The organism is Chryseobacterium sp. OV279, assembly GCF_900128945.1.
Classification (GTDB): domain Bacteria; phylum Bacteroidota; class Bacteroidia; order Flavobacteriales; family Weeksellaceae; genus Chryseobacterium.
Map to the genome: position 1 here is coordinate 389,754 of NZ_FQUD01000001.1, position 26,666 is coordinate 416,419.

The following is a 26,666-nucleotide window of genomic DNA, read 5'->3' on the forward strand; positions in this document are numbered from 1 at the left end:
TCATTGATAAGAGTATTGCTTCGCATTATCCGATTATAAGACAAAACTATACTATATTTTTATGATCATTTTTTTCTTTTTTTTGCTTTATAGCGTCGAACCTCCCTTATTTAGTAGAAAAATAATATATGCATAACATAGTTTTGTTTTTTGCTATTAATCTTATTTATCAAAAGATTATTTTGAATCCTTTTGACTATCAGCTTGTTATTGTTATTTTGGGTAATGTATCATATAGAAAATATCAATTAGAAGCAGTTGTGTTTTTCTGAAAAAAAATATTGCTAAAATGTTTTGTTTTTGTTAATTGTATTCATTTTAACTAAATTTAATAATTTATTTTATATTAAATTTAGAAATTAATGAATATTTGATATTTTTTTAAGATTTTGTTTTGTGTTTTTAAGAAAGTTTTACAAATTTGTACAGTCACAAAATTAAAATTTGATATGAAGAAACTAACAACAAGTCTGCTTGTTTTGGTATTGTCTTCATCTGTTGCTATTGCTAACGCTCAGCAGACGAATGATACTGTAAAAACAAAAGAAATTGAGGGGGTGGTAGTAACCGCGCTCGGAATTAAAAGAGAAAAGAGATCTCTTGGTTATGCAACCCAGGAAGTAAAGGGTGATGCTGTTAATAAAAATCCTACAACTAACTTCTTAAATAACTTATCCGGTAAAGTAGCTGGTCTGGAAATTAAACAAAGTACCAACTTTGGAGGATCTGTTAATGTGGTAATGAGAGGGTTTAAATCCCTACTAGGTAATAACCAAGCGCTTTTTGTCGTAGATGGAATCCCTATTTTAAATAATAATATCAATACTGCTTCCCAAAATACCGGAGGTGGCGGTTATGACTACGGTAGTGCAATATCTGATATAAATCCTAATGATATAGAAACTCTTAACGTTCTTAAGGGAGCTGCTGCAACTGCTCTTTATGGATCAAGAGCTCAAAACGGGGTTATTATCATTACAACTAAGAAAGGTAAAAAGAATAAAGAAGGCATAGGAATGGAGTTTTCTAGCTCTATTACAATGTCAACTGTTGATAGGTCTACTTTTCCAAAATATCAATCAGAGTATGGGCAAGGATACAGGGGAACAAGTTTTTCGGGTACCTTGGACGGAAGCCAAGTTGTTGAATTTGGAAATGATGCTTCATATGGTTCGCCTTATGATGGATCAATGGTGTGGCAATATGGAGCTTTTACCCCAGGATCACCAACTGAAGGGCAAAGGACTCCTTGGCAAATGGCAAAAAATGGACCGATTAAGTTTTTCGATGTAGGATCCACATATGTAAACAGTTTAGCATTTAGTGGTGGCAATGATGTGGCAACGTATCGTTTAAGTTATACCAATACAAATGCCACTGATATCCTGCCAAATAGTTCACTAATGAAAAATAACTTTAGTGGTAATGCCTCTTACAAGCTTACAGATAAACTAACGGCAAACTTTTATGCTAATTATGTTACCCAAAAAACTAAGGGTAGAAATAGTACCGGTTATAATGATAACATTATGACTAATTTTAGACAATGGTGGCCCACCAACGTAGATGTTAAAGATTTGCAGTATCTGTATAATGCTTACAAGAAAAATTATACTTGGAATATCAATGGGTCTGATGATTTATCGCCAGCATTTTGGGACAATCCTTATTTTCAGAGATATGAAAATTATCAGAATGATTCAAGAGATAGGTTTGCAGGAAACTTTAGCTTAAACTATGATGTAAGTAAAGAGTTTAATTTACTATTTAGAATGGGTACAGACGGATATACAATGATGACTGAAGATAGAAAAGCCGTCGGATCTTATGTAGGAAACACTTTTGGTTTAAATACTGTGGTTCAGCCGTCGGGATATGCTTTAAGTAATTATAAATTTAACGAAACAAATTACGACCTTATTGCTACTTATAAAAAGGATATCACTGATGATTTTAATGTGAGTGCCTTATTAGGAGGAAACGTAAATGTTCAGAAAGCTTTTTCAAATCAACAATCAACATCTGGAGGATTGTATACTCCGGGAATCTATACTATAGCTAATTCAAAATCTAATCCTGCAAGACCCTTGATATCTGATGTATCGAAATATTTATATGGTACTTTTGCTCAGGTTTCATTTGGATATAAAAATACGTATTATTTAGAAGGTACTATCAGGAGGGATCAGTCTACCGCATTGCCGAATAATAATGCAGTTTATTGGTATCCTTCAATATCAGGAAGTCTCGTTTTTTCTAATTTGTTAAAAGCTAATTGGTTGAATTTTGGAAAGGTACGTGCTGGATATTCTCAAGTAGGATCGGATACAAATGCAGATCAGTTGATGAATCGATATTTTTCACAACCATCATACGGAGATATTCCGGTATATGCTTACAATGCTGTGCTAAGAAACTTTGATCTTAAATCTCAAGGACTTAAAAATGTGGAGCTTGGTATTGAAGCAAAATTGTTTAATAATCGTGTAGGTTTTGATGTATCTTGGTTCCAGAATAAAGCTTATGATCAAATTCTGGCATTACCAGTTTCATTTGCTACAGGGTCTGGCGCAAGAACTCAAAATGCGGGTGAGTTGACAACAGAAGGATTTGAAGTAGCTGTTAACTTAACTCCTATTAAAACAACTAATTTTTCCTGGGACATTAATCTAAACTGGTCTAATCCATGGACTAAAGTTACAGCATTGAGTCCGGGGATTGAGAATATTTCAATTGGTAGACTTCAGGGTGGAGCAAGTGTTAATGCCCCTCTAAATGGAGATTATGGTACTCTTTGGACATCTGATTTTGTTTATGATTCAAACGGACAAAAGATTGTAGGACCAAACGGAGCTTATTTGGTAACAGATAAAGCTACTTACAATCAAGGAAGCTTTCAATCCAGATGGAGTGCTGGTTTAAACAATATGATAACATATAAAAAACTATCATTAAGCTTCTTAATTGACTGGAGACAGGGTGGAAAAGTATATTCTTTAGACCAATTCTATGGCTATGGAACAGGGCTTTATCCTGATTCAGTAGGTATGAATGACTTGGGTAACCCGATAAGAAATACTCTTCCTAACGGTGGAGGTGTAATTATGCCGGGAGTAATGCAGGATCCTAATAATCCAGGAAATTATATTCCAAATACAATTAGATTAGATAAATCAAGATCCAGCCAGGTGTTAGGAACAGATCTTCCGGGAGCTGCTTATATTTATGATGCAAGTTTCGTAAAGCTTAGAGAAGTAGCAATAACTTATAAATTTGATAAGGATTTCTTTAATTCTAAATTTATACAGGGAATGTCAATGAGTCTGATAGGTAATAATCTTTGGATCATTCATAAGAATCTTCCTTATTCAGATCCAGAGGCAGGTTTATCAGCAGGAAACATTCAGGGATACCAGTCTGGACCACTTCCAACTACAAGAAACATATCGTTTAATGTGAAAATTAATTTTTAAGAAAATATGAAAAAATATATATTAACATCGTTAGTCGCTATGTTGTTCGTGGGATGTTCAACAAGTGATGATGTAAACACCGATCAGCATGCAACATATAATACCACGCCAGAAGCATTAATAACATATGCACAGAAAGAATTAAGTGATTATATGACTACACCTAATGTGAATGAAAATAACTTTAGGCTAACCATGCAATATTGGCAGGAAACTATTTATGTAAACGAAAGTAATTATGACTTTACAAATAGAAACGTATCAAATAATGTCTGGACTGATACCTATGTGAATACATTAAAAAATTTAGATCAGGCAAGAAGAACTATTGAAGCATATGTTCCAACTTTTCAGGAAACAGCAACTTGGCCGGGTATAAAGAAAAATCAATTGGCCGTGATTGATATAATGCAGGTGTATACGTTCCAGGTTTTAGTAGATACTTATGGAGATATTCCTTACACACAAGCTTTAGATATAGAGGCTTACCCTCTTCCTAAATATGATAAAGCATCAGATATTTATGCGTCACTTATTTCAAAATTAACGGTCGACATAAATAACTTATCTACAGCTTCAGATGCTTTTGGAAACGGAGATGTGCTTTATAAAGGAGATGTTGGAAAATGGAAAAAATTTGGTAATTCATTGCTGCTTAAACTCGGAATGGCTTTGGCAGATGTTAATCCAGGTTTGGCCCAGACTACCGTTAATCAGGCGATCGCAGGTGGACTAATGTCTTCATCAGGTGATGACTGTAAATTTCAGTATCTGGATTCTTCACCTAATGAAAACCCTATTTATCAGGAAGTGACTTCTAGAAATGATTTTATTGCAGGAAAGACATTAGTGGATTATATGAAGACTACAGCAGATCCAAGAATTAGTGTATATTATAGAGGACCGATAGCCGGCCAATATGTTGGTCAGGTAATTGGTTCACCTGGCGCTTTTGCCAGCTTTTCAAAACCTGGCACTTTTACTAGAGATGCTACTACACCAGGAACCCTTTTAAGCTATACTGAAGTGAAGTTTTATCTTGCTGAAGCAGCTGCAAGATGGGGAATAGGAGGAGCTCCTGCTACTTTATATAATGATGCAGTTACCTCTTCTTTTACTGATTGGGGAATGGCTTCTGATGCAGCAGCCTATTTAGTAGCTCATCCGTACAACGCTTCAAATTGGAAAAAATCAATCGGAGAACAGGCTTGGGTAGCGATGTATAATCAGGCAGTAACTTCTTGGAATTTCTACAGAAGACTTGATTATCCACAACTAGTTGCTCCTACTACAGCAATTCCAAACGCCGGAGGTAAAGTCCCTGTGAGACTTCAATATCCTCCTGCAGAATCTACAACTAATGGAACCAACAACTCTGCCGCAAGCGCCGCGATTGGAGGTGACAAACTAACTACAAAAATATTCTGGGATATCAACTAAGAATATGCATTCATATCAAAAACCGCCTTCGGGCGGTTTTTTTATTTCCGTATATTTGTACTTTAAAATTTTGAGAAGAAAAGACTATTCCCCATAGTCTTAAAAAAAGTAATAGATACACATGAATATTAAAGATATCATAGAGAAGAAACTTTCGGAGGTTATTTTAAATGTATTTCAATTGAAAGACATCAATCTGGAAGTTCAGGAAAATAAAACGGAATTTGAAGGCGACTTTACCATTGTTACATTTCCATTGGTAAAACAACTGAAAAAAAATCCGGAAAATATTGGCGTTGAATTGGGAGGAGCTTTGACGGAGTACTCTGATCTGTTCGAAAGCTTCAATGTAGTAAAAGGTTTCCTTAATGTTAAGGTAAAAAACCAGTTGTTTGTGGATAACTTCAGATCTGTGAGCAACGATTTCGATACCATAGAAAAGAAAAATTCTACGGTAATGGTGGAATATTCTTCCCCGAACACCAATAAACCGCTTCACCTTGGACACGTTAGAAATAATTTATTAGGATTTTCCGTAGCGCAGATTCTTAAGGAGGCGGGCTATGATGTGATCAAGTCTCAGATCATCAATGACAGAGGAATTCATATTTGCAAGTCAATGTTGGCTTGGGAAAAATTTGGAAAAGGCGAAACTCCGGAGTCAACGAATACAAAAGGCGATAAATTTGTAGGAAACTATTATGTAGAATTTGATAAAAACTACAAAACAGAAATTGCAGAACTTGTTGCACAGGGTTCAACAGAAGATCAGGCTAAAAAAGATGTTCCATTGATCAAAGAAGCTCAAAAAATGCTTTTAGATTGGGAGAATGGCGACGAGACGGTGAGAAATCTTTGGAACGAAATGAACTCATGGGTTTACAAAGGTTTCAACGAAACTTACCAAAGATTAGGAGTAAATTTTGACCAGGTTCAATACGAAAGCAATACGTATATTTTAGGAAAAGACCTGATCCAGGAAGGACTGGACAAAGGTATTCTTTATCAGAAAGAAGACGGTTCGGTTTGGTGTGATCTTACAGATGAAGGTTTAGATCAGAAATTATTGTTGCGTTCAGACGGAACTTCTGTGTACATGACTCAGGATTTAGGAACGGCTGTTGAGCGTTTTAAAGAAAATAATATTCAGAAATTAATTTATACGGTAGGAAACGAACAGGATTATCACTTCCAGGTTTTATTTAAAATCTTGAAAAAACTGGGATATGCATGGGCAGATCAGCTATTCCATCTTTCTTACGGAATGGTAGAACTTCCGAACGGAAAAATGAAATCACGTGAAGGAACTGTTGTAGATGCCGATGATCTGATGCAGGAAATGCATGAGACCGCAAAACTAAAAGCGACAGAACAGGGAAGATTGGAAGGTCTTTCAGAAGATGAAAAAGAGGCTTCTTATGAAATAATCGGTATGGGAGCTTTGAAATATTTCATGCTGAAAGTGGATCCTAAGAAAAAAATGCTTTTCAATCCGGAAGAAAGTATTGAATTCAACGGAAATACAGGTCCGTTTATTCAATATACTTATGCGCGTATTCAATCTTTATTGGCAAAGGCTGATTATCACTATAAAGAAGTCACTACTGTTGATGCGAATCAATTTGAAAAAGAACTGATCATAGTATTGGTCAATTATAAAAATGTGGTGGAGAAAGCTGCAGAAGCATTAAGCCCGGCATTGGTAGCCAATTATGTTTATGACCTGGTTAAATCTTACAATTCATTCTATCAGAATCAAAGCACTCCGATAGTGAAGCTTGAAGACGAAAATTTGAAACAATTCCGTTTAAATCTATCCGATATAACAGCAAAAACAATACAAAAATCATTAAAACTACTGGGAATAGGAACAGTAAACAGAATGTAAAAAATAAAGCCTCCTGAAATTTTTGGGAGGCTATTTTTTTTATAGTGTAAAATGTATTAATGATAAACGACTATTAGTACTCCAGAATCTCGCAACTCAAACCACGCAACGCGTACCCCGAAACGCTCAACTCTCTCCCAACTCATTCTTCTTTGCACTATCTCTGTACATCTTCGCTGCACTCCATTTTGCATGCTTGGAAAGAACGACTTTGTAGCCTTTTTTGTAATTGTACACTTTCGTAAATTCCGCTCCGAAAAAGATCAGCATACAGGAATAATTAATCCACATCATAATTAAAATAACAGTTCCTGCCGCTCCGAAAGTAGAGGTAGGTTTGAAATTACCGAAATACAGACTCAGTAAAAATTTACCCAAGGTAAATAAAATGGTAGTAAGTAAAGCACCTTTCCATACTGGTTTCCAGCTGATTTTCACATCAGGAAGTACTTTGAACATCAATGCAAACAAGAGCATGACCAAACCAAAACCGATGGCAAAATTCACTAGCTCTACAAGCATATACGTTTCAAGTCCAAAATAATTGGTGATCCAGTTGTTGAACAGACTGATCATTGAAGATAAAATCATTGTGATCATCAGTAAGAAACCTAAAATAAGAATCATTCCCAATGAATTCGCGCGGTCCAGAAGAAATTTGATTAATGCTTTTTTAGGAGCAGCTTCTACATCCCAAAGCGTATTTAGAGTATGTTGTAACTGAAAAAACAAAGTAGTAGAACCAAAAACCAAAGATCCGATTCCTACGGTTTTCATGAAAACATTCTGCTTATCAATAAGGGCTCCGGCAATCATTCCCTCAATACTTTTAGCTACATCAGCTCCCATTAATCCGCCGATCTGATTACTGATTTCTCCACGAATGGCTTCCTCACCAAAGAAATTTCCTGCGATCCAGATAATAATAATCAATAATCCCGGGATGGAAAAGATCGCATAATAGGCTAAACTTGCCGAATCTTTTGATGCGGAAGAATTGTTCCATTCGTCGAAAGTCTCTTTTAAAGTCTCCCAGAAAAATTTGATATTGTTGATCATATTAGAAAGGATATCCGATGGCTATATTTAAAATTAAATTATCTTTTCTCCATTGTGAATCTCCGAAGTTGATCCGGTTAAATGCCCATCGGTCTCCTTTTTCATAATAAGGAACACGCAACGGCATGGCAAGATCCAGCCTCAAAATTAAGATAGAGAAATCAAGTCTTAGACCAACTCCGGCTCCGACTGCAACTTCACTTAAAAATTCCTTAGAAAATTTAGCACCCGGTCTTTGGGTATCTTCATTAATTAACCAAACATTTCCTGCATCTGCGAAGACCGCCACATTTAAAAACTTATAAAGATTGGCACGGTATTCTGCATTAAGTTCCAGCTTAATATCTCCGGACTGGTCAAAATAATAACCTGATTTAATGGTTCTCGGATCAAAACTTCCCGGACCTAATGTTCTCGCACGGAATGCTCTGATACTGTTACTTCCTCCCGAAAAGAACTGTTTGGAGAAAGGAATATTCTCCGAATTCCCGTAAGGATAAGCGATCCCGCCTATAAATCGGGTGGCTAAAGATGTTTTTTCTGTAAACTTATGATAAAGCCTGAAGTCATTTTCTATTTTGGCATATTGGCTGAAAGGGATTCCGAAAATCTTTTTTTCTTTTCCTTTTTCAACATTGGCACCGGTTACCAAACCTGTAAGATTTCCTGCCAAATCCAATGTTCCTTTATAATAAATGGTTGTCGGCTTGGACAGCATTGTATTCGTATAGGTATAAGAATAGGTAGGACCAAAAATAAGCTGCTTCTGAACAACCCTTTGCATGGCATCACTGTTAGCCGATATAGAGTCATACAGAGCGGTAACCTTGGCAGGTGAAACCAATGTCACGTCCAATACCTTCAGATCATGCTCCTTTCTTACATTTTCCTTCCATAAATACCCAAATGATGCACTGAATGTATTCAACGTATAATATTCAGTACGGTTCTGGAATTCAAATCCTAAATTGATATTCGTTCTCGGAACAAATGCACTTGAAGAATTGAAACGGAAAGGGGCTACGATTCTTGGAATGGAAAGCTGTACGGTTGATCCAGCACGGAAAAGATTCTTTGCATTTTCCTGACCTCCCATCTGGAAATCAAATGCACCATAAACAGCTGCTTTAAACTGTTCGGCTCCTCTGAAAAAGTTTCTGTGTGTCCAGTTTAAGTTAAGCTCACTACCAGCGTAGTTCGCAGAATTGGTTCTTCCCAAAGCTTCCAGCCTCAGCGACTGAATTTGTCTTGGGGTCAGTAAATAATACGCATCAAACTGATGTTTTAATGAATCTGAAACTATAAATTCATTTTTTACAAATTTGAAAACGCCCAGACTAATCAGACGGTTGAGCGTAAGATTATGGTTGGAACGGTTATACAGATCTCCTTTTTTAAAGTACAAAGCTCTGTCGAAAATCTTTGGTTTAAATTTATGCTGCGGATCAATCACATAAATGTCATCATAGGCATATTTGGAAAGCGAATCAGGATTCATCGGAACGTTATACTTTCCTCTTTTTACATCCTGAATATTATAATTCGGGAAAACAATTACTTTGTCAATACTGAACTGATCAGTGGCCAGATCCGGAGTGTCTTCTTTTAATTTTACGTTAAGTTCAACCTTATGATTTTTGCTTATGGTACTGTCTGCCTGAACAATAATATTGTCCGGACTGAAGTAATAGAAGCCTCTTTCTTTTAAGCCATTATCTATCCTTTCTCTTTCATTTTTAATCACATCGAGATCAAAAGGTTTTCCGGATTTAAGCAGCGTTTTATTGGCCAGACTTTGGATTTCTTTATTTACCAGTGAAGAATCCTGTTGAAATTTAACATTGCTCACCAGATATCTTGCACCGGGTCTTAAGGTGTAAATAACCTGTGCTTTTTTATTTTTGGAAACCGTATCATAGGTCGCTTTTGCATTAAAATAGCCTTTGTTTTCAGAATAGTTTTCAATAATCTTTCTGTTAAACTCACGGTCTACATCTCCCAGTAATACAGGTTTTTCACCTACTTTATATTTTAGCCAGTAATTAAAACCTTTATCTTTTTTAGGTTCTTTGGCGATATTGTAGAAATATAATTTCGGACGGAGACCTAATAAAGTGGAATTAGGTTTAGGAACTAAATTCTCCTCCAATGCAGCCTTAAGTTCTTTTTTCTCCTTCTTCGAAAGACTGTCGTTTTCTATTTTCACTTCCCCGCCGGTATACAGCATCTGTCCCTGCTTCAGATATTTCGTATTGCTGCAGGAAAGACTAGCTGCGGTAAGGCCCGAAGCGAACAGATATTTACAATATAGATTAAGTCTGCTTTTCATTATTTAAATTCTACCACTTGGTTATTTTTGTTTTCTTTTTTGCGTCTCTCCTTCTTGTTTTTTTGGAAAATCTCACGGAATTTATCATAGTCTAAAGTAATGATAAAACCTACTCCCGTTTCTATGATCTGCCCCTGAAGAGCCACCTGATACTCATCCTTACGATACGCTCTAAGCATATACCTTCCGTCTTTTGAAAGGCTGTAATCTACTGTGACATTTCCTGCAATATTCGTTGTGCTTTCGTTTTGGCGTGCTTCACCTTCCAGGGCAAAATTACTTCCCACGGAAACTTTCAGACGGTCATTCAGTAATTTTTTACTTACCCCAACATTCAGATCCGTTCTTGTGTTTTTCTTCCCACTTGAATAATCTTCAGAAGAATCAAGACCTAAATCTATATCCACTCCTTTAATTAAGCCCGAAGCAAGATTATTTAGCTGTTGCGAAAGAATTTTACTCACACTTTGTCTGGCCATCATTTCAGCAGACATTCCCGCACCCGATTCAAAAGGATTTTCCCCAATGAAACGGTTCAGTAAAAGAAGCGCAAAAACCTGCTTATTCATTTCAGATTCCTGAGTTCTCAGCTGGGTTAGCTTTTGATCAACAATATCTTTTACCGTAGAGGAGATCGCATTATTTTTTTCGTCCGTCGTAATATCAAAACTGATCTGTGGTTTCAGAAGTTCACCTTTCATTTTTAGTAAAGTATTGAAAGGGATTCTCTGTTTAAACTGATTCAGTATGGAAGCATCTTCACCACCCACTTGCTGCTCAACGAGATCAATAGGTGGAGCTTCCGTTTTATACACAGCGGTGATGTCCATAATCGCGGCAGTCGGTTCACCGGTCCACGTAATGGTACTTCCTTTCTGGATATCAAATTTACGTTTCAGAAGACTTACGGAAAGTTCATAAGAACCTTTTTCCACTTCATAAACCCCTACAAGCGTTGTTTTTCCTGAAGGATCAATTCCGCCCGTCAGTTCTGCTTCACCCTGAAGTTTTACAAAATCTCCGTTAGCTTTATCAATCACAATGGACATTTTAGCTTCCTTGCTTACTTCAATATTCACACTCACGTCCATTCCTTTGATGCGGCTTTGGGCTTTCAGAGAATCAGCTTTAACGGTTTTATTTAAAACTACCTGATCCTGATCAATGAATTCAACAATTCCGTCTCTCTCCTGTACAGAAGGACTCGATTGCGGAAGAACAAACGTGAAATCAGTATCATCTGAAACGGCCAGTCTGCCGTCTACTTTCGGAAGATCCAGGTTTCCGCGGATATGAAGTCCTGCATCAATGGCAAGAATTCCATACATCATCGCGTCATTGGATTTTTCTGAATTCACGACTTTGAAATCTTTGGCATTCACATCAAGATTAAATGCAAAATCCCTGTACGTCTGCGTAAGAACCTGTCCGTTGATGACAAGAGAATTTCCGTCCTTGTCGTTGATTTTAAATTTATTAAACTCAATACCACGGTTCGTAAAGTCAATTTCATCATTCAGTTTTCTGAAATCACTGCCGGTTTTGGCAATTTCCAGCCCTGCATCATTGAACTTTACTTTACCTAAAATATTCGGTTTTTCTGTATTTCCGGTGATCTTTAAATTCCCTGAAATATAGCCTTCCGTATTTGTTATCGCATTCATGGAGAAGCCCTGAACACTCTTCATCTGAAGCTTGTTGATCGCCATATTCAGATCAAATGTGCTTGAAGAAGTATTGTAGTCTCCAAGAATTTTCACATCGTTATCATTGCCGGATAGGGCAACATCAGCATTTAAAATATTCGGTGAAGCATTATTCACTTTGACCGCCAGATTTCCAACCGCATTTCCGTACACGATGAGATCCGTAATATTAAGGTCTGAAGTGAAGGTCATATTTTTCGTTACGTCACGAAGCTGAGCCGTTCCGTTGATTGTTCCTTTAGCCAGAACCGTGTCTTTTTTAATCAGTTCGGTAATGGTTTCGATTTTAAAATCTTTCAGGGCAACATTCAGCGGGCTGGCTGGACTTTCGGTTTCAGACTGAAGCGAAATCTGACTTCCTCCGTTTGACAAAACAAAATTATCTGCTAGAATCCCTTTGCTGCTGATCTGGATCTTATTGTTTTCAGCAACATTCCAGTCCGAATAATTAAGTTTTAAACCATCCGGGTTCAGAGATATTTCTGTGATATCATTCAGAGATTTGGCCTTTCCTGCAATAAGGAACTGCGTAGCATCTTTGTCGTCTTTGGTGGTAATATTGTAATTAATGGTATTATCCGCTACATCTCCGGTCACCGCGATTTTTTTCAGGGTGAAACTGGAACTTTTTAGAGAACCTGCATTGAGACTGTACTGTAGCGCCTGATTTTCATTGGTCACTTTTAACGCGACATTTTCCAACGAATTTTCACCATATAATAATTGCGGGATCTGTCCGTCTATTTCAATTTTTTGAGAATCAGCATCATAATTTCCTGCTAAATTGATGGTTTCAAAAGTTTTCAGTTCCGGAACAAATTTCCTGATCAGATCATCATTTTTGATCTTGGCATTGAAGGTGAAAAACTGTCCCGGATCAATTTTCTGTCCTTTAGCAGGCTTCTGGAACTGATAATACTGATTGATCGTCTGTGTTAATGCGCCAAAGATCTGGGTCAGTTTATATTTTCCTTTTAATGAAACATCTGCAATCTGAGAATTGAAAATAATCTGTGTGGAATCCTGCGTAGAAGACGCTTTCAGATTAACTTCCTGCACAGGATAGACTTCTTTGGTGTCGGAAAACGCGAAATCTTTTAAGTTTAAATAACCGTTCAGTGCATCCGGATCAAGGCTTGAAAAATCCCCGTCGATCTTTCCTGCAATAATCATGGGTTTCTCATAGAATCCAAGTTTATTCACATCAAGTTTGATCACTTCACCGTTGATTTTCACGGTAGGATTTTTTTCGCTGTAAACTCCGGAAGCTATTAAATTCAGATTCGCATTCGGATCTTTTGAATTTAAAACGATATTATAAACTCCTTTATTAATTTTACCTGTCAGATCCATATTCTGGTAACGGTATCTCTTATAAACAGCTGATGCTACATGACCTTTAAGATCTGCTTTTGCATTTTTAAAATCAAAGCTTTCACCTTTTGCGGAAATCTGAGCGGTAACGGCTCCTACATCCTTATTCTTAATAATCTTTCCAACCTGAATGGCCTGAAGATTAGCTTTTACATCATACAGTTCGCGGTTTTTTCTGCTCATATCCACATCTGCCACGATAGCAGCGTTTCCAAGGGTAGAGTAGAGGTTAAGGTCTGCCTTCACCACCTTTGTTGTTCCTTTTGCACTTCCTTTGATACTGAAATGGGAAGGCAGGGAAATATTGGATGGAATGGTATTTTTCGGAACCAGATTGTAAACCGTTTTAGCTTCTGCTGAAAATTCTCCGATCCTGAGATCATAGTACAGATTTTCAGGTTTCATTGCATTTTTGATTCTTCCTGATGCAGCCACTCTCAACTGATCCAAACCTGACACTTTAAGATCTTTGATCAGTAAATCATTGACGATTCCCTGAACATTGGCGTTCACATTCAGAATCGCGTTCGGATATTTATTGAATGGAGCCGTATTTCGCAAAGTCGGAACGATATTCAGGATATCGGCGAAACCTATTTTAGAATCCTTGATATTGGCTGAAATTTTTACAGCACCCGGATTTGAAGTCAGCTGATCAAGGGATTCATAATTTAAAATCACCTCATCACGGATCAGCGTTTTTGGAGTCTGCAGATAAAGATCTTTCAGGTAAGCCTGCTTTTCTTCATAGACAAAGTCTGTATTGAATTTCTGGATATCCAGACCTCTTCCTTCCTGAATTTCTGCTGAATTCACGGTTCCTGCAAAAGTATTGTTCTCCATTTTGAAGCTTCTTACTTCCACGTTCATTTTAGAAAAATTCATGTGGTTGAAATCCATTCCCTGTTTGGTGGGAGCAATCGCGGTATTGTTGTACACCACTTTTACATCATTCAGTACCAGTTTTCCGAGAAGCACTTTCATCGCTTTATCCTTGTCTGAAATTTTAGAAACTTCAGGTTCTTTTGTATCCTTCGGATTGGCGTTTTGTGCAGGAAGATAAAGATTGGCGTTAATGTCTGCCCCGGAAAGAAAAACATTGGAAATATTGTAGGAATTATTCTCAAGATCCAGCTTATTCACCTTCGTACTTAATTCTTTGAACAGAACTTTAGCAAACGTTTTGGTGTTGTCATCTCCGTAATCTATATCGAAATTGGTCAGTTTGATTCCTCTAAGGCCAATATTCATCGGCTTTTTGTCGTTGAGTGAATCTACCTTTTTCTCTACTTTTTTAGAAACCTCTTCAATAAGGTCCTGCTTTAATTTTAATTTCAGTCCGTCAAGATTGATATCATTAACGGCATAGGTATTTTTATTGAGATCAAAGGTTTTAACCCTCGTATCAAATGATTTGAAATATAATTTAATATCGTTCCTCGACTGCTGATCGTTGAAGGTCACCCCAATATCCTTTAAATTAATCTTATCAAGAGAAATAATAAATGGCTTGGAAGGACTTTCCTCTTTATCGCTGGTCGCAAAAGCATTGATGATATAATCGAAATTGAATGTTCCGTTCGGTTTACGGACTACATTGGCGCGTGCTCCCTCAAGATCCACCGAAGTAATGTCGGCCGTGGAACTGATAAGCTTCATCATATTCAGACCTACATCCAGCTTTTTAACGGCCAGAAGCGTGTCTACGTCCTGTCCTTTGAGATAGAGGTTTTCCATCACAAGACTGTTCGGGAATCCTATATAGACCCTTTCCAGACTTACTTTGGTCTTGATTTTTTTCTCAAGATAGACGACGAGTTTGTCTTTGATGAAATTTTGAACGGCAGGAAGCCTCAGACTTACTATCAGAAGGGTAACAAAAACCAATATCGAAATAAAAGTTATTGCAATACGCTTTAAAATTTTTCTTTTGTTGATTTTCAGTTTCAAATGTGACTAGGTTTTTAACAAATATAAGAATACTATTTTATTAGTTCTTCGTTGTGGTATCCTAGTATAAGTACAAAAATCCTGCCTTGGCTGTCCTGATATGGAATTTAGTTGAATAGTTGTCAAGTGAATATGTTGATAAAGACAACCAAGGTTTGGATTTTTTTTAATAAAAGCCCCCTTTATATCATTTTTTAACGTTGAAAAGGTTTAGCAAAAATGAAATTCAAATGTTAGATAGGTTTCAAAGGGGGCAAGGAATATATGGAGATAATAAATTTTGTTAATTATTTGATCTAAGTTTTAAAGGGCGGGAAGCTGGAAGAGGGAGGCTGGAAGTTCATATTGTCCACTCATTTTGATTGTTGTTTTAAAATTTAATGATTTGGTTGAAAAAAATAATAAATGGTTCTCTAAGTTTTCCTTTCGACATCAATAACTTCCCTCTTCCAGCTTCAAACTTCCAGACTATTAAAACTAATTGTTTCCGTTTTCCCATTTCACTTCTTCACCCTGAGCAGCGGCACCGCCCTGAGCCGGAGTGATAGCAGCCGTTTCCTGGTTGATGTGATAGATATACGTTGCAATTTTCTCAGCATCTCTTCCTGTAATGGTTCCGTCTTTGATGAAAGGACGCATCGTAGGATTATTCGGAGAGCCGTTTTCAAGCATCCAGAAGACATTTTTAAACAGACTTTTTTCTTTGATATTGATCCAGTGGGTATCCGTAAGATTTGGTCCGATGCCTCCTTTTGCACCGTCACCATGGCAGGTTACGCAGTTGGTTTTAAATAATTCCTGACCTTCAGCGATATTATCGGCGCTGTATTTTGCATTTTCCAGATTGATCTGAGGGGCATTTTTTTCGTATTCTTCAATGGAAGCCAGCATGGTTTTCACTTCCTTGTCATATTCAGCTTCAGGATGAGCGTATTCCGTGAAGGCAAAAGCCATCAGATACACTACACAGAATATACATCCGAACCAGAACAGACCGATCCACCATTTCGGCAATGAATTGTCAAGCTCTGTGATTCCATCAAAACCATGGTCAATAAGAATGTCTTTTTCTTCCGTAGCAGACTGTTTCTTGAATGCAGAATTCCAAAGTTTCTGATAATACGGAATGTTTTTTTCTGCTAAATATTCTTTCTTTTCCTCATCCGTCAGCCTGTTGAAACTCTCATTTTCCACCAGATCTCCAATCGAGTTCATGATCAGGAGAAGAATGACAGCGATGAGAATAAGCGCCCAGAAAAACGGCGAGGAAAAATAACCTGAATCTCCGGCGAACATTTCAAACGCCATGATCGTTAAGCCTATCGTTGTTGCGATATATATTGAAATCGGGGTTCTCTTTTTCATTGCAGTACAATTTTATAGGTTACTCAGCACTTGCGGTCTGGATCTGTGTCGTTTTAATATCGGTACCCAATCTTTGCAGGTAAGCGATCATCGCTACAATTTCTCTCTGCTCAAGCGGTATATAAGCAGCGCCTTTTGCTGTTTTTTCTTTTTCCATCTGGCTTTTCACATCTGCCGCTTCTGAATAAATTCTCTGTACAATCGCTTTGGACTGATTGTCTGCCCATTGTCCGGCAGAATCTATTTCCGCTTTTGAATAAGGTACATCGAAAACATTTTTCATTAACCTCATCTTGGCTACCATTTGAGTACGGTCCAGCTGATTCGTGATCAGCCATGGGAAACGCGGCATAATGGAGCCTGCAGAGGTAATTCTTGGGTTGTACATATGTTTGAAATGCCATGAATCCGGGTTTCTGCCTCCTTCTCTGTGAAGATCCGGTCCGGTTCTCTTGGAACCCCATAAGAACGGTCGGTCATAAATAAATTCTCCCGCTTTGGAATACTGTCCGTTTTTACCTTCAAACCTCACGATTTCATCACGGAAAGGTCTGATCATCTGGGAGTGGCAGGAGTTACATCCTTCACGGACATATAAATCTCTTCCTTCCAGTTCAAGCGGTGTGTAGGGTTTTACAGCCGTGATCGTCGGAACACTTTGTTTTAATGATAAGGTCGGAACGATTTCTATTAATCCGCCTATTGCTATGGTAATGAAAGCCAGGATAGATAATAGTTTTGGTGTTCTTTCCAGCCAAAGGTGTACGCCTTCGCCTTCTTTTCTTGCGGTTCCGATATCTGCCAATGCGGGAGCTTCTGCCGGAACGTTTTTCTGGAATGAACCTGATCTTACGGTTTTAATCACATTGATCACCATTAAAATAGCTCCGGAAAGGTAAAGAAGACCTCCTAAGAATCTCATTTTAAAGTAAGGAATGATCGCAGTCACCGTATCCAGCCAGTTTTTCCATAACAGAGTTCCGTCCGGATTGAACTGTTTCCACATCAATCCCTGGGTGAATCCTGAGATATACATCGGAACGGCATAAAAGATAATTCCCAATGTTCCCAGCCAGAAGTGCCAGTTGGCTAATTTTTTAGACCATAACGGGGTTCTCCACATGATCGGGATCAGATAATAGACTACTCCGAAGGCCATGAAACCATTCCACCCAAGCGCACCCAAATGTACGTGCCCGATGACCCAGTCGGTGTAATGCCCGATTTTGTTTAAAGATTTAGTAGCTAATAAAGGTCCCTCGAAAGTAGCCATACCATAACAGGTAATTGCTACGACGAAGAATTTAAGGATCGGATTTTCTCTTACTTTATCCCAGGCTCCTCTTAAGGTAAGAAGACCGTTCAGCATTCCTCCCCATGACGGAGCAATCAGCATAATAGAGAATCCCGTACCTACGGCCTGAGCCCATGCCGGAAGCGCCGTATACTGAAGGTGGTGAGGGCCCGCCCACAGGTATACGAATATCAGCGACCAAAAGTGAATAATGGATAATTTATAGGAGAATACAGGACGCTGTGCCGCTTTCGGCATGAAATAGTACATCAGACCCAGTACCGGTGTTGTGAGTACGAATGCTACAGCATTGTGACCGTACCACCACTGTACAAGTGCATCTTTTACACCAGCATATACAGAATAGGATTTCCAACTTGTGAATGATAAGGGAACTTCAAGATTATTAAAGATATGCAGCATCGCCACGGCAATCCATGTTGCGATATAGAACCAGATAGCTACGTAAAGGTGTCTTACCCTTCTTTTCGCAATGGTTCCGAACATATTGATTCCGAAAATAACCCATGAGAAGGTAATCAGGATGTCAATCGGCCATTCGTGTTCTGCATATTCTTTAGAGGTATTGATTCCCATTAAGAACGTGATCACTACGGCAACGATCATCAGCTGCCAGCTCCAGAAATGAATCCATGAAAGCGTATCACTGTACATTCTTGTTTTTAAAAGTCTCTGCATGCTGTAATAAGCACCGCAGAAGAAGGAATTACACACAAAAGCAAAAATAACGGCACTCGTATGCAGCATTCTGATCCTTCCGAATCCCATGGCACCCTGCGTGTTGATCAGTCCCTGGATATTTCCGCTTCTCAGACTCTGAATCGTGGTATCATCTGTCCCGAATAAAAACTCAGGCAACTCAGGGTAGAAAAGCATCAGTGCGGCCGAAAGTCCCAGCAGAAAGCCGACCAGCCCGAATACGATAGTAGCATACAAGAATGCTCTGACAATATTATTGTCATAATTGAATTTTTGCGTCTCCATAATTCCAATTGTTGTTGTACGGAAGTGATATTTATCCTCTGAAATCAGAAGGCAGTGACCTTGATTTGGATGAAAAAATAAATATCATGTAACGTGTATAATGTTTTGCCAAAGGTATTTATTAACTTTGTGTAAGTCTAGTAGGTATCCTTCTAAACTATACCGAAAACTACTAAAACAAAAACGATGAAAGTATGTGGCCAAAATATCAGGAAAATCCGTAGGAGCAAAGACTTTACGCAGGAGTATATGGCTTTTGAAATGGGCATTTCCCAAAAGGCCTATTCCGATATTGAAAATTCTAAAGTGAAGATCAATCTCGATATCCTGACGAAGATTTCAGATATTCTTGAAATTAAACCTTCCGATATCTGCAGTATTTCGCACAAATGCGGAAATGATGGGACTGAAGACCGGTATCAGTCGCTTTTGGAGTATATGAAAAAGAATAATATTTCAATTCCTGAGGAATATTTATAAAGAAATACTTCATTTTTACTTTTTAATTCTTTAAAACTGAATCTTTTGAAGGTTCTTAATGCTTCACAGAAGGCAAATTTCTCTAAAGTTTTATATATTTAGGGCATAATTGATTTTATGAGCAGCGAACAGAAAACGGAGTCCAATGATGGGGCTCTTGTCAGAGGATTAACCAACAGACATATTCAATTAATTGCCCTCGGAGGAGCTATAGGAACGGGACTGTTTCTCGGGATCGGTCCGGCAGCAGTTTTGGCGGGACCATCCGTTATTCTCGGATATGCTTTAGCAGGAATTATCGCCTTTTTTATTATGCGTCAGCTTGGCGAAATGGTAGTTTATGAGCCTGTTTCAGGAAGTTTCAGTCATTTTGCCTATAAATATTGGGGGAATTTTCCCGGTTTTGCTTCCGGCTGGAATTACTGGATTCTTTACATTCTGGTAAGTATGGCCGAACTAACGGCTATCGGACATTATATTCACTTCTGGTGGCCCGAAATTCCACTCTGGGTTTCCAGTTTATTCTTTTTTATCGTCATTAATGCTTTAAACCTGGCTTCTGTAAAGGTCTACGGAGAAACTGAATTCTGGTTTTCCATCATCAAAGTGGTCGCGATCATCGGAATGATTGTTTTCGGGATTTATTTATTGTTGAGCGGTACCGGAGGCGATAAAGCGAGTATTTCCAATCTGTGGAACGACGGCGGGTTTTTCCCCAAAGGATTTTTTAATAAAGGAGAAGGCGGATTCTCAGGACTCTTTGCTGCTATGGCAATGATCATGTTCTCTTTCGGAGGGCTGGAATTGATTGGAATTACAGCTGCAGAAGCTAAAAATCCAGAAAAGACGATTCCAAAAGCCACCAATCAGGTTATTTACCGAATTTTGATTTTCTATGTGGGAGCTCTTGTTATTTTATTTGCATTAAGCCCGTGGAGAGAAATTACAGAAGGAACAAGCCCGTTTGTGATGGTTTTCCAAAATTTAAATGGATTTGAATTCAACATATTCGGAAAGGTGATCCAGTTCAATGTTTTAATTGCCAATATCCTTAATCTGATCGTTTTGACAGCGGCTTTGTCTGTGTACAACAGCAGTGTTTACAGCAACAGCAGAATGCTTTTCGGATTGGCTCAGCAGGGAAATGCACCGAAATTTTTGAAGAAGCTTAATAAAAACAGTGTTCCTACCAATGCAATTCTGATCTCTTCCTGTTTTGCCGGAATCTGTATCATCATCAATAAACTGGTTCCTGAAAAAGCATTTGAATACCTAATGGCTCTGGTAGTTTCTACATTAATTATCAACTGGCTGATGATCTGTTATACGCATTTGAAATTCAGAAGAGAGCAAGACAGAGCAGGAGTAAAAACTTCATTCCCGTCTATTTTCTACCCGGTTTCGAACTATATCTGCATCGTATTCTTACTGACTATTTTGGTATTGATGAGTATCACAGGCATGGAAATTCAGGTGATTTTAATTCCGATATGGCTGGCATTCCTGTTTTTAATGTTTAAAATATATAAAGCAAAATAATTCACAGAACAAACCTGGTACAATAATATAAGGATGGATTTTATCTGTCCTTTTTTTGTTTAAATAGAATTCAGAATATTTGTGCTTTTCAATGGAATTGTGTAAGTTACCTAAGTATTTGTGCTTTGATTTGGCTTCATCCAACGAGTGCTTTTCGTCTGAGCAACAAGTCTAAAAACGTAACCTGAATTGTATGAAAATAACACCCCCTTTGAAATTTATTTTCCTTTTTTCATTAGTATCAACCTTTTGTTTTTCACAGAAGTTCAGTTTTATTTATGAAACTAAATTCTTGTCAGCTAAAGGAAAACCTGATGATATTTATAAAGATCATATGGTGCTGGATTTTGAGAATAATACTTCTATTTTCCGGGAATCAATGGCTAAAAAAGCGGATTCTCTGTCGTTCATGAATAAAAATGGAGGCTATAAAATGGGAGTTGAAAATCAGTTTTACATTAAAAAAGATATCAGCAATACTAAAACAGAAAAGATTATTACGTATTTACGTGCGAATTATCTTCTTCCAATTGATGAACCGTTAAACTGGAAAATCTCATCAGAACAAAAAACAATCGGAAAATATAAATCACAAAAAGCAGAAGTTAATTATGGTGGCAGAAACTGGATTGCCTGGTTTACTACAGAATTACCTTTTAATGATGGTCCCTATGTTTTCAGTGGATTGCCCGGTTTAATCATTTCCATTGAAGACACGGAGCACGACTACTCATTCCATTTAGTGCAAATTAAAAAAGGGGGCGACTGGTTTGATGCAAGAAAAAAAGCTATTACCATCGATTGGGCAAAATATGATCATCTGGGAAAATCCTATTATAATGACCCATGGAATTCCAAAACTGCAGGGAAAGTTACATTTTATGATCCTCAGGGAAAAGAACAGGATATGAACGAAATGATCAAACGGGCACAAAAATCTATCCTTGAAGATGATAATCCGTTAGAGCTAAATCATAAAATCAATTATAAATAAAAATGTTCTCCGGTTTGTATCAGCAATTTCGAACAGCAATTCGTTTCATTAATTTGTTAAGTAATCAACTGAAAAACTTTATCTTTAGTAGTACGTAAGTCAATCCATTTGCAAAATATAAAGCCGTGCAGATCAGTTTTAATGAAATACAGAAGATTGTTGATCATATCGAAGAAAACTTTGACCGGGAGATCACTGCCGATGAAATAGAACATCTGTCTCAGTATTCTTACCGTAATTTTCAAAGGATTTTTTTTAAGATCTTTAAAGAAACCATCTCCGGATTTCAAAAGCGTCTCCGCCTGGAAAAATCTTACAAAAAACTGATCTACACCACCGATAAAATCTCTGATATTGCCTGGGAAGTCGGTTATTTCAATATCCAGTCTTTTTCAAAAGCGTTTAAAAAACAGTATGATATTTCGCCTGCAGAAGCCAGAAGTCAGAAACAGGAGATTTTTAAAGAGTTTCTGGAGAATGAAGTAACTGATTTGCAGTATGAGATCAAATACAAGGATGCGGTTTCAGTGTATTGTACATTCATTAAAGCTAAAGATTACAATAATCAGGAGATTGACGATTTGTGGGTAACTATTGAAGCGGAAAATGGTGATTCTTTTCCTGCTTACGGAATTATACGGGATCAGCCGTTGATCACCAATCGTTCCCACTGCCGATATGGAGCAGCGATACTAAATACTGCGCCGGGAGCTTCAGTATTTCAGAAAACAGAAATTTTTGGAGGGAAATACATCCGGTTTACGCATTACGGATCTTTTGAAAATATTTTAGAAACTTACCGGGCCTTTTACCGTTTCTGGCTCACTAAACCAGAACTTTTGCTGGATAATTCAGATGTTATAGAAGAACATGTGCGGTCTGATAAGGGAGAAATGATGACCCATATTTATTTTCCGCTGCATTCTTAAGGATGTCCTTTTAGGACAAGTTTTGTTTTTTTGATGATCTAATTTTGCCCCAGATAAATAACCCGACTGATGGAATTTATCGCGTAAAATTTTAGAAAAACAGGACAGAATGAAAAAAAATGTATGCCTCTTTATTGTATTGATTTCATCTTATGCACAATCTCAGATTTCCATCCAGGCTTATGGCGGAAATAAAGAAGCTGACGTGTTGGGAATTTATGATAAAGATTTTAAGAACAGATGGAATTATTTCGCTTCAGGAACGGTTTCCTATGATTATGAAACACGAAAGGTAAGTCCGGCAGTGTATCAGAGCCTTAATTATTATGTTGGCAGCAACTGGGGCGCTTCCGCCGGGGTTTATATTTCAGAAGAAGATGTGATGCCTTCACTGGGATTGGCTTTTGTGAAAGAAACCCGGACTTTAGGAATCAACTTATTTCCTGCCGTTACCTATTCTTTGGATACCGGAAAAGCAGGACTGGGACTTTACACCTTACTGGAATACACGCCTAAACTGAATGAAAAGCTTAATTTCTACAGCATGCTGATGGTAGAATCTGATTTTAGTTTTCAGGAACATCAGGCCAGCAGCCAGATCATCCGTTTGGGATTGGAAAACAGCAAAAAAATGCAGTTCGGGATAGGAAGCAATATTTCCCAGACCGGAAGTACTTTCGAAACCGATATCAATTTCGGACTATTTATTGGAAAAAAATTTTAATGATATGAATCAATTATTCGCACTCACCCTTTTATTTAATGTAACATTTTGTATGGCACAGACGTATCACTTCCCTGAAGAATCTTCACCTCATGAAGGAACCTGGCTGCAATGGCCGCACCATCATCAGCACGGCGCTGAATACCGGAAACGAATAGAGCAGACGTGGATCGATATGACCAGAGAGCTTCAGTCCGGGGAAAAAGTTCACATCATTGCTTATGATGACACGGAAAAGAAAAGAATTTCCGATCTGCTGGAAAAAAATAAAATCTCTTTAAAAAATGTAGATTTCAAAGTATATCCTACCGATGATGTCTGGGTTAGAGATAACGGACCTATTTTCGTGAAAGACAATAACGGACGTGTACTTATCGAAGATTGGGGATTTAATGGCTGGGGAGGAAAATATGATTCCGAAAACTGTGATGAAATTCCTCAGCGGATAGGAGCAGATCTGGGCATTAAAGTAATTGATCTGAACGAAGAAATGGTAAATGAAGGCGGATCGGTAGAAACCGATGGAAACGGTGTTCTGATGGCCTGTAAAAGTTCTGTGATCAGTCAGAAAAGAGGAGCTACCCGAACGAAAGGAATTACGCAGCAGGAAGCTGAAGAAATGTTTGAAAAATATTACGGTGTTTCCAAGGTTATCTGGCTTGATGGGGTTACAGGACTGGATGTGACCGATATGCACATCGACGGTTTTATGAAATTCATCAACCACAATACCATGATCACGATGGACGAGGACGGTCTTTTTGAAATGGGGCTTACCGATAAAGATATCAATACCCTATACGCAGCATCCAATGTGGATGGAAAAGAGTACAAAAAAGTATACCTGCCGGCCACAAAAAATAAAGTAAAAACCGCTTATGGAAAGCAGCTGGAGGAAAAAGGCTCTTATATCAATTTCTATGTGGCCAATAAAGTGGTTCTGGTTCCCAATTATGGCGATCCTAACGATAAAGTCGCTAATAAAATGATTCAGGAGCAGTATCCCGACAGAAAAGTCATTGGAATTGATGTGAGAAACTTATATGAAAATGGCGGAATGATCCATTGTGTGACGCAACAGCAGCCTGCCGGAAGTCTATTGAAGTAGAATTGTATAATTGAAAACAACCCCTCCGTAAGAATGAATGTATTTTTATGGAGGGTTTTTATATGTGTGAAAAAGATGACCAGCTTTTACATTTTCTGTCTTGATGATTTCAACTTTTTCAGACCTTATTCTCTGCATCATTTAAAAACAAAAAAACCATCCTTAAAAAGAATGGTTTGTAGACCCACAGGGATTCGAACCCCAACTGATGGTACCAAAAACCAGAGTGCTACCGTTACACCATGGGTCTGTTTTATTTTGGTGGTGCAAATTTACAATTTTTTTCTTTACAGGCAAGAATCTCCGATAAAAAGTAAAGAATTTTTAAGTGGAGAAAAGGTAAATGGCTATGTCTTGATGAGTTAAGATTTTTTTTTCTGATGTAATTATCTTTCCTAGCATTTTAGAATAACTTTTAATCTATCGTAAATCAATAACATAGGATCAGACTCAAAATTTGTGAATAAAATAGTATTTTTTTTTGACGCAAAGGTTTACAAAAGTATTGGATATTTTAAGAAAGCGAAAGATAAAAATCAATCTTCGATTGATTCGACTAAGCAAGCGTTTTATCCATTTCCTTCATCAGAATCAACGAAGTTGATTCCGCCTTTGCTTCCCTCTATAAAGCATCAGAATAATTTTCTTTGTGTTAGAAAAATGAATTTTATCTGCGCTATAAATTTTGAATAAGTTTAATCCATTACAAATAATGGGAATGGTGCGGATGGAGAAGTTTATGAAACAAAAAAACCATCCTTAAAAAAGAATGGTTTGTAGACCCACAGGGATTCGAACCCCAACTGATGGTACCAAAAACCAGAGTGCTACCGTTACACCATGGGTCTGTTTTTATTTTGGTGAGGCAAATTTACAGCTTTTTTCTTTAGATACAAGAACTTTTTAAAGTTTTTTTTACATTTACATCACTTTTTATGTACTACAATCATGCGGATAGACTTCAATAATCTCAATATTAATAAATTATCATTTCAAACCGATTTTGAACAGAAAACCAAAAATTTCCTGGACGAATGGTTTTCCGATGGAAATACGGTAAAAGTGCAGACTTCCGGTTCTACAGGAACACCAAAGATTTTTGAAATTGAGAAACAGAAAATGGTCAATTCTGCGGTGATGACCTGTAATTTTCTGGATTTAAAACAAGGTGATAAAGCTTTATTATGCCTTCCGGTAGAATATATTTCCGGTAAAATGATGGTCGTTCGTTCCATTGAAAGAAAACTGCAACTGATCGTTTCAGAGCCATCTTTGAAGCCTGTAGAGCATTTGAGTGAAGAAATAGATTTCTGCGCGATGACTCCGCTTCAGGTAGAAAACTCGCTGGACAAGCTACATTTGATTAAAAATTTAATCATCGGAGGAGCTACGGTTTCAGAAAACCTGAAAGAGAAAATTGATCAAGCAGCTCAGCGTTCCCAAACGTCAAACCGTATTTTTGAAACCTATGGAATGTCTGAAACCCTTTCTCATATTGCCTTAAAGCGACTGATGCCTGAACCTGAAGATTATTTCACCGCTTTCGAAAACGTTTCTATCAGTACAGATGAAAGTGGCTGTCTGAAGATCTTTGCTCCGAATGTGAATGCTGAAGTGCTGCAGACTAATGATTTAGTCGAAATTAAAAATGAAAAGCAGTTTAGATTTCTTGGGCGAATTGATAACGTCATCAATTCCGGAGGAGCGAAAATTTTTCCTGAAGCCCTGGAAGCTTTGGTCAAAAAAGAAATTCCAAACGAGGTCGTTTTCATTGGAATACAAGATGAAAGCCTTGGTCAGAAATTAATATTAATCATAGAAGGAGAAGAATCTGTAAGTTTGATTGAAAAAATTTCTGAAATACCCTTTGAAAAGAACTTTCACAGACCCAAAGAAATTATTTTTACCGAAAAAATCCCAAGAACCCCAAACGGTAAAGTAAACCGAACAGAACTTCATAAAATAATAACCAAAGGGTTATAATCTTTTATCTTTACGCTTTAATCTAT

The 26,666-nt window shown here is 37.5% G+C and carries 15 protein-coding genes and 2 tRNA genes; 10 read left to right on the forward strand and 7 right to left on the reverse strand.

The window, feature by feature from the left end:
* Positions 1-449 precede the first annotated feature (449 nt).
* From BUA72_RS01660 to argS, 3 genes are all read left to right on the forward strand, one after another.
* Entirely contained in the window at positions 450-3,473 is a 3,024-nt protein-coding gene (locus BUA72_RS01660; RefSeq protein WP_072921546.1) for a SusC/RagA family TonB-linked outer membrane protein, read from the forward strand.
* A 39-nt stretch (positions 3,474-3,512) separates the two neighbouring features.
* Positions 3,513-4,913: a SusD/RagB family nutrient-binding outer membrane lipoprotein gene (locus BUA72_RS01665; RefSeq protein ID WP_228407826.1), complete on the forward strand. Its 1,401-nt coding sequence runs from the start codon at positions 3,513-3,515 to the stop codon at positions 4,911-4,913.
* A gap of 121 nt (positions 4,914-5,034) precedes the next feature.
* Positions 5,035-6,801: an arginine--tRNA ligase gene (gene argS / locus BUA72_RS01670; protein ID WP_072921550.1), complete on the forward strand. Its 1,767-nt coding sequence runs from the start codon at positions 5,035-5,037 to the stop codon at positions 6,799-6,801.
* 126 nt (positions 6,802-6,927) lie between these two features.
* On the opposite strand, the gene BUA72_RS01675 is transcribed toward argS, so the two are convergent.
* From BUA72_RS01675 to ccoN, 5 genes are all read right to left on the reverse strand, one after another.
* The gene (locus BUA72_RS01675; protein WP_034723575.1) at positions 6,928-7,860 is read right to left on the reverse strand and encodes a YihY/virulence factor BrkB family protein; all 933 of its coding nucleotides are present in this window, start codon (positions 7,858-7,860) and stop codon (positions 6,928-6,930) included.
* A gap of 1 nt (position 7,861) precedes the next feature.
* Positions 7,862-10,189, reverse strand: coding sequence for a translocation and assembly module lipoprotein TamL (locus tag BUA72_RS01680; protein ID WP_072921552.1), 2,328 nt, complete (start codon positions 10,187-10,189; stop codon positions 7,862-7,864).
* Positions 10,189-15,219, reverse strand: coding sequence for a translocation/assembly module TamB domain-containing protein (locus BUA72_RS01685; protein ID WP_083544102.1), 5,031 nt, complete (start codon positions 15,217-15,219; stop codon positions 10,189-10,191). Before BUA72_RS01685 ends, BUA72_RS01680 begins: the two co-directional genes overlap by 1 nt.
* A 477-nt stretch (positions 15,220-15,696) precedes the next feature.
* On the reverse strand, positions 15,697-16,584 hold the full coding sequence (locus tag BUA72_RS01690; RefSeq protein WP_072921554.1) for a cbb3-type cytochrome c oxidase N-terminal domain-containing protein: 888 nt from the start codon (positions 16,582-16,584) through the stop codon (positions 15,697-15,699).
* A gap of 19 nt (positions 16,585-16,603) precedes the next feature.
* The gene (gene ccoN, locus BUA72_RS01695) at positions 16,604-18,883 is read right to left on the reverse strand and encodes a cytochrome-c oxidase, cbb3-type subunit I (protein ID WP_072921556.1); all 2,280 of its coding nucleotides are present in this window, start codon (positions 18,881-18,883) and stop codon (positions 16,604-16,606) included.
* A 186-nt stretch (positions 18,884-19,069) separates the two neighbouring features.
* Here ccoN and BUA72_RS01700 point away from each other — a divergent pair, with 186 nt between their 5' ends.
* The 6 genes from BUA72_RS01700 to BUA72_RS01725 all read left to right on the forward strand — a co-directional run bounded on the left by BUA72_RS01700 (position 19,070) and on the right by BUA72_RS01725 (position 24,657).
* Positions 19,070-19,363, forward strand: a complete 294-nt coding sequence (locus BUA72_RS01700) for a helix-turn-helix domain-containing protein (RefSeq protein WP_047452397.1) — start codon at positions 19,070-19,072, stop codon at positions 19,361-19,363.
* A gap of 117 nt (positions 19,364-19,480) precedes the next feature.
* Positions 19,481-20,902, forward strand: coding sequence for an amino acid permease (locus BUA72_RS01705; RefSeq protein ID WP_072921558.1), 1,422 nt, complete (start codon positions 19,481-19,483; stop codon positions 20,900-20,902).
* A gap of 193 nt (positions 20,903-21,095) precedes the next feature.
* The gene (locus BUA72_RS01710) at positions 21,096-21,896 is read left to right on the forward strand and encodes a GLPGLI family protein (protein WP_072921560.1); all 801 of its coding nucleotides are present in this window, start codon (positions 21,096-21,098) and stop codon (positions 21,894-21,896) included.
* Positions 21,897-22,021: 125 nt separating this feature from the next.
* Positions 22,022-22,825, forward strand: coding sequence for an AraC family transcriptional regulator (locus BUA72_RS01715; RefSeq protein WP_072921562.1), 804 nt, complete (start codon positions 22,022-22,024; stop codon positions 22,823-22,825).
* 109 nt (positions 22,826-22,934) lie between these two features.
* Positions 22,935-23,549, forward strand: a complete 615-nt coding sequence (locus BUA72_RS01720; RefSeq protein ID WP_072921564.1) for a hypothetical protein — start codon at positions 22,935-22,937, stop codon at positions 23,547-23,549.
* A 4-nt stretch (positions 23,550-23,553) separates the two neighbouring features.
* Complete coding sequence (locus BUA72_RS01725) at positions 23,554-24,657, forward strand: agmatine deiminase family protein (protein ID WP_072922466.1); 1,104 nt, start codon at positions 23,554-23,556, stop codon at positions 24,655-24,657.
* 179 nt (positions 24,658-24,836) lie between these two features.
* Here the strand turns inward: BUA72_RS01725 and BUA72_RS01730 are convergent.
* Together BUA72_RS01730 and BUA72_RS01735 are read right to left on the reverse strand one after the other, a co-directional pair.
* A tRNA-Gln gene (locus BUA72_RS01730) sits at positions 24,837-24,907 on the reverse strand.
* 527 nt (positions 24,908-25,434) lie between these two features.
* A tRNA-Gln gene (locus BUA72_RS01735) sits at positions 25,435-25,505 on the reverse strand.
* A 100-nt stretch (positions 25,506-25,605) separates the two neighbouring features.
* On the opposite strand from BUA72_RS01735, the gene BUA72_RS01740 reads away from it, so the two are divergent.
* Positions 25,606-26,640, forward strand: a complete 1,035-nt coding sequence (locus tag BUA72_RS01740) for an AMP-binding protein (protein WP_072921566.1) — start codon at positions 25,606-25,608, stop codon at positions 26,638-26,640.
* Positions 26,641-26,666: the final 26 nt, after the last annotated feature.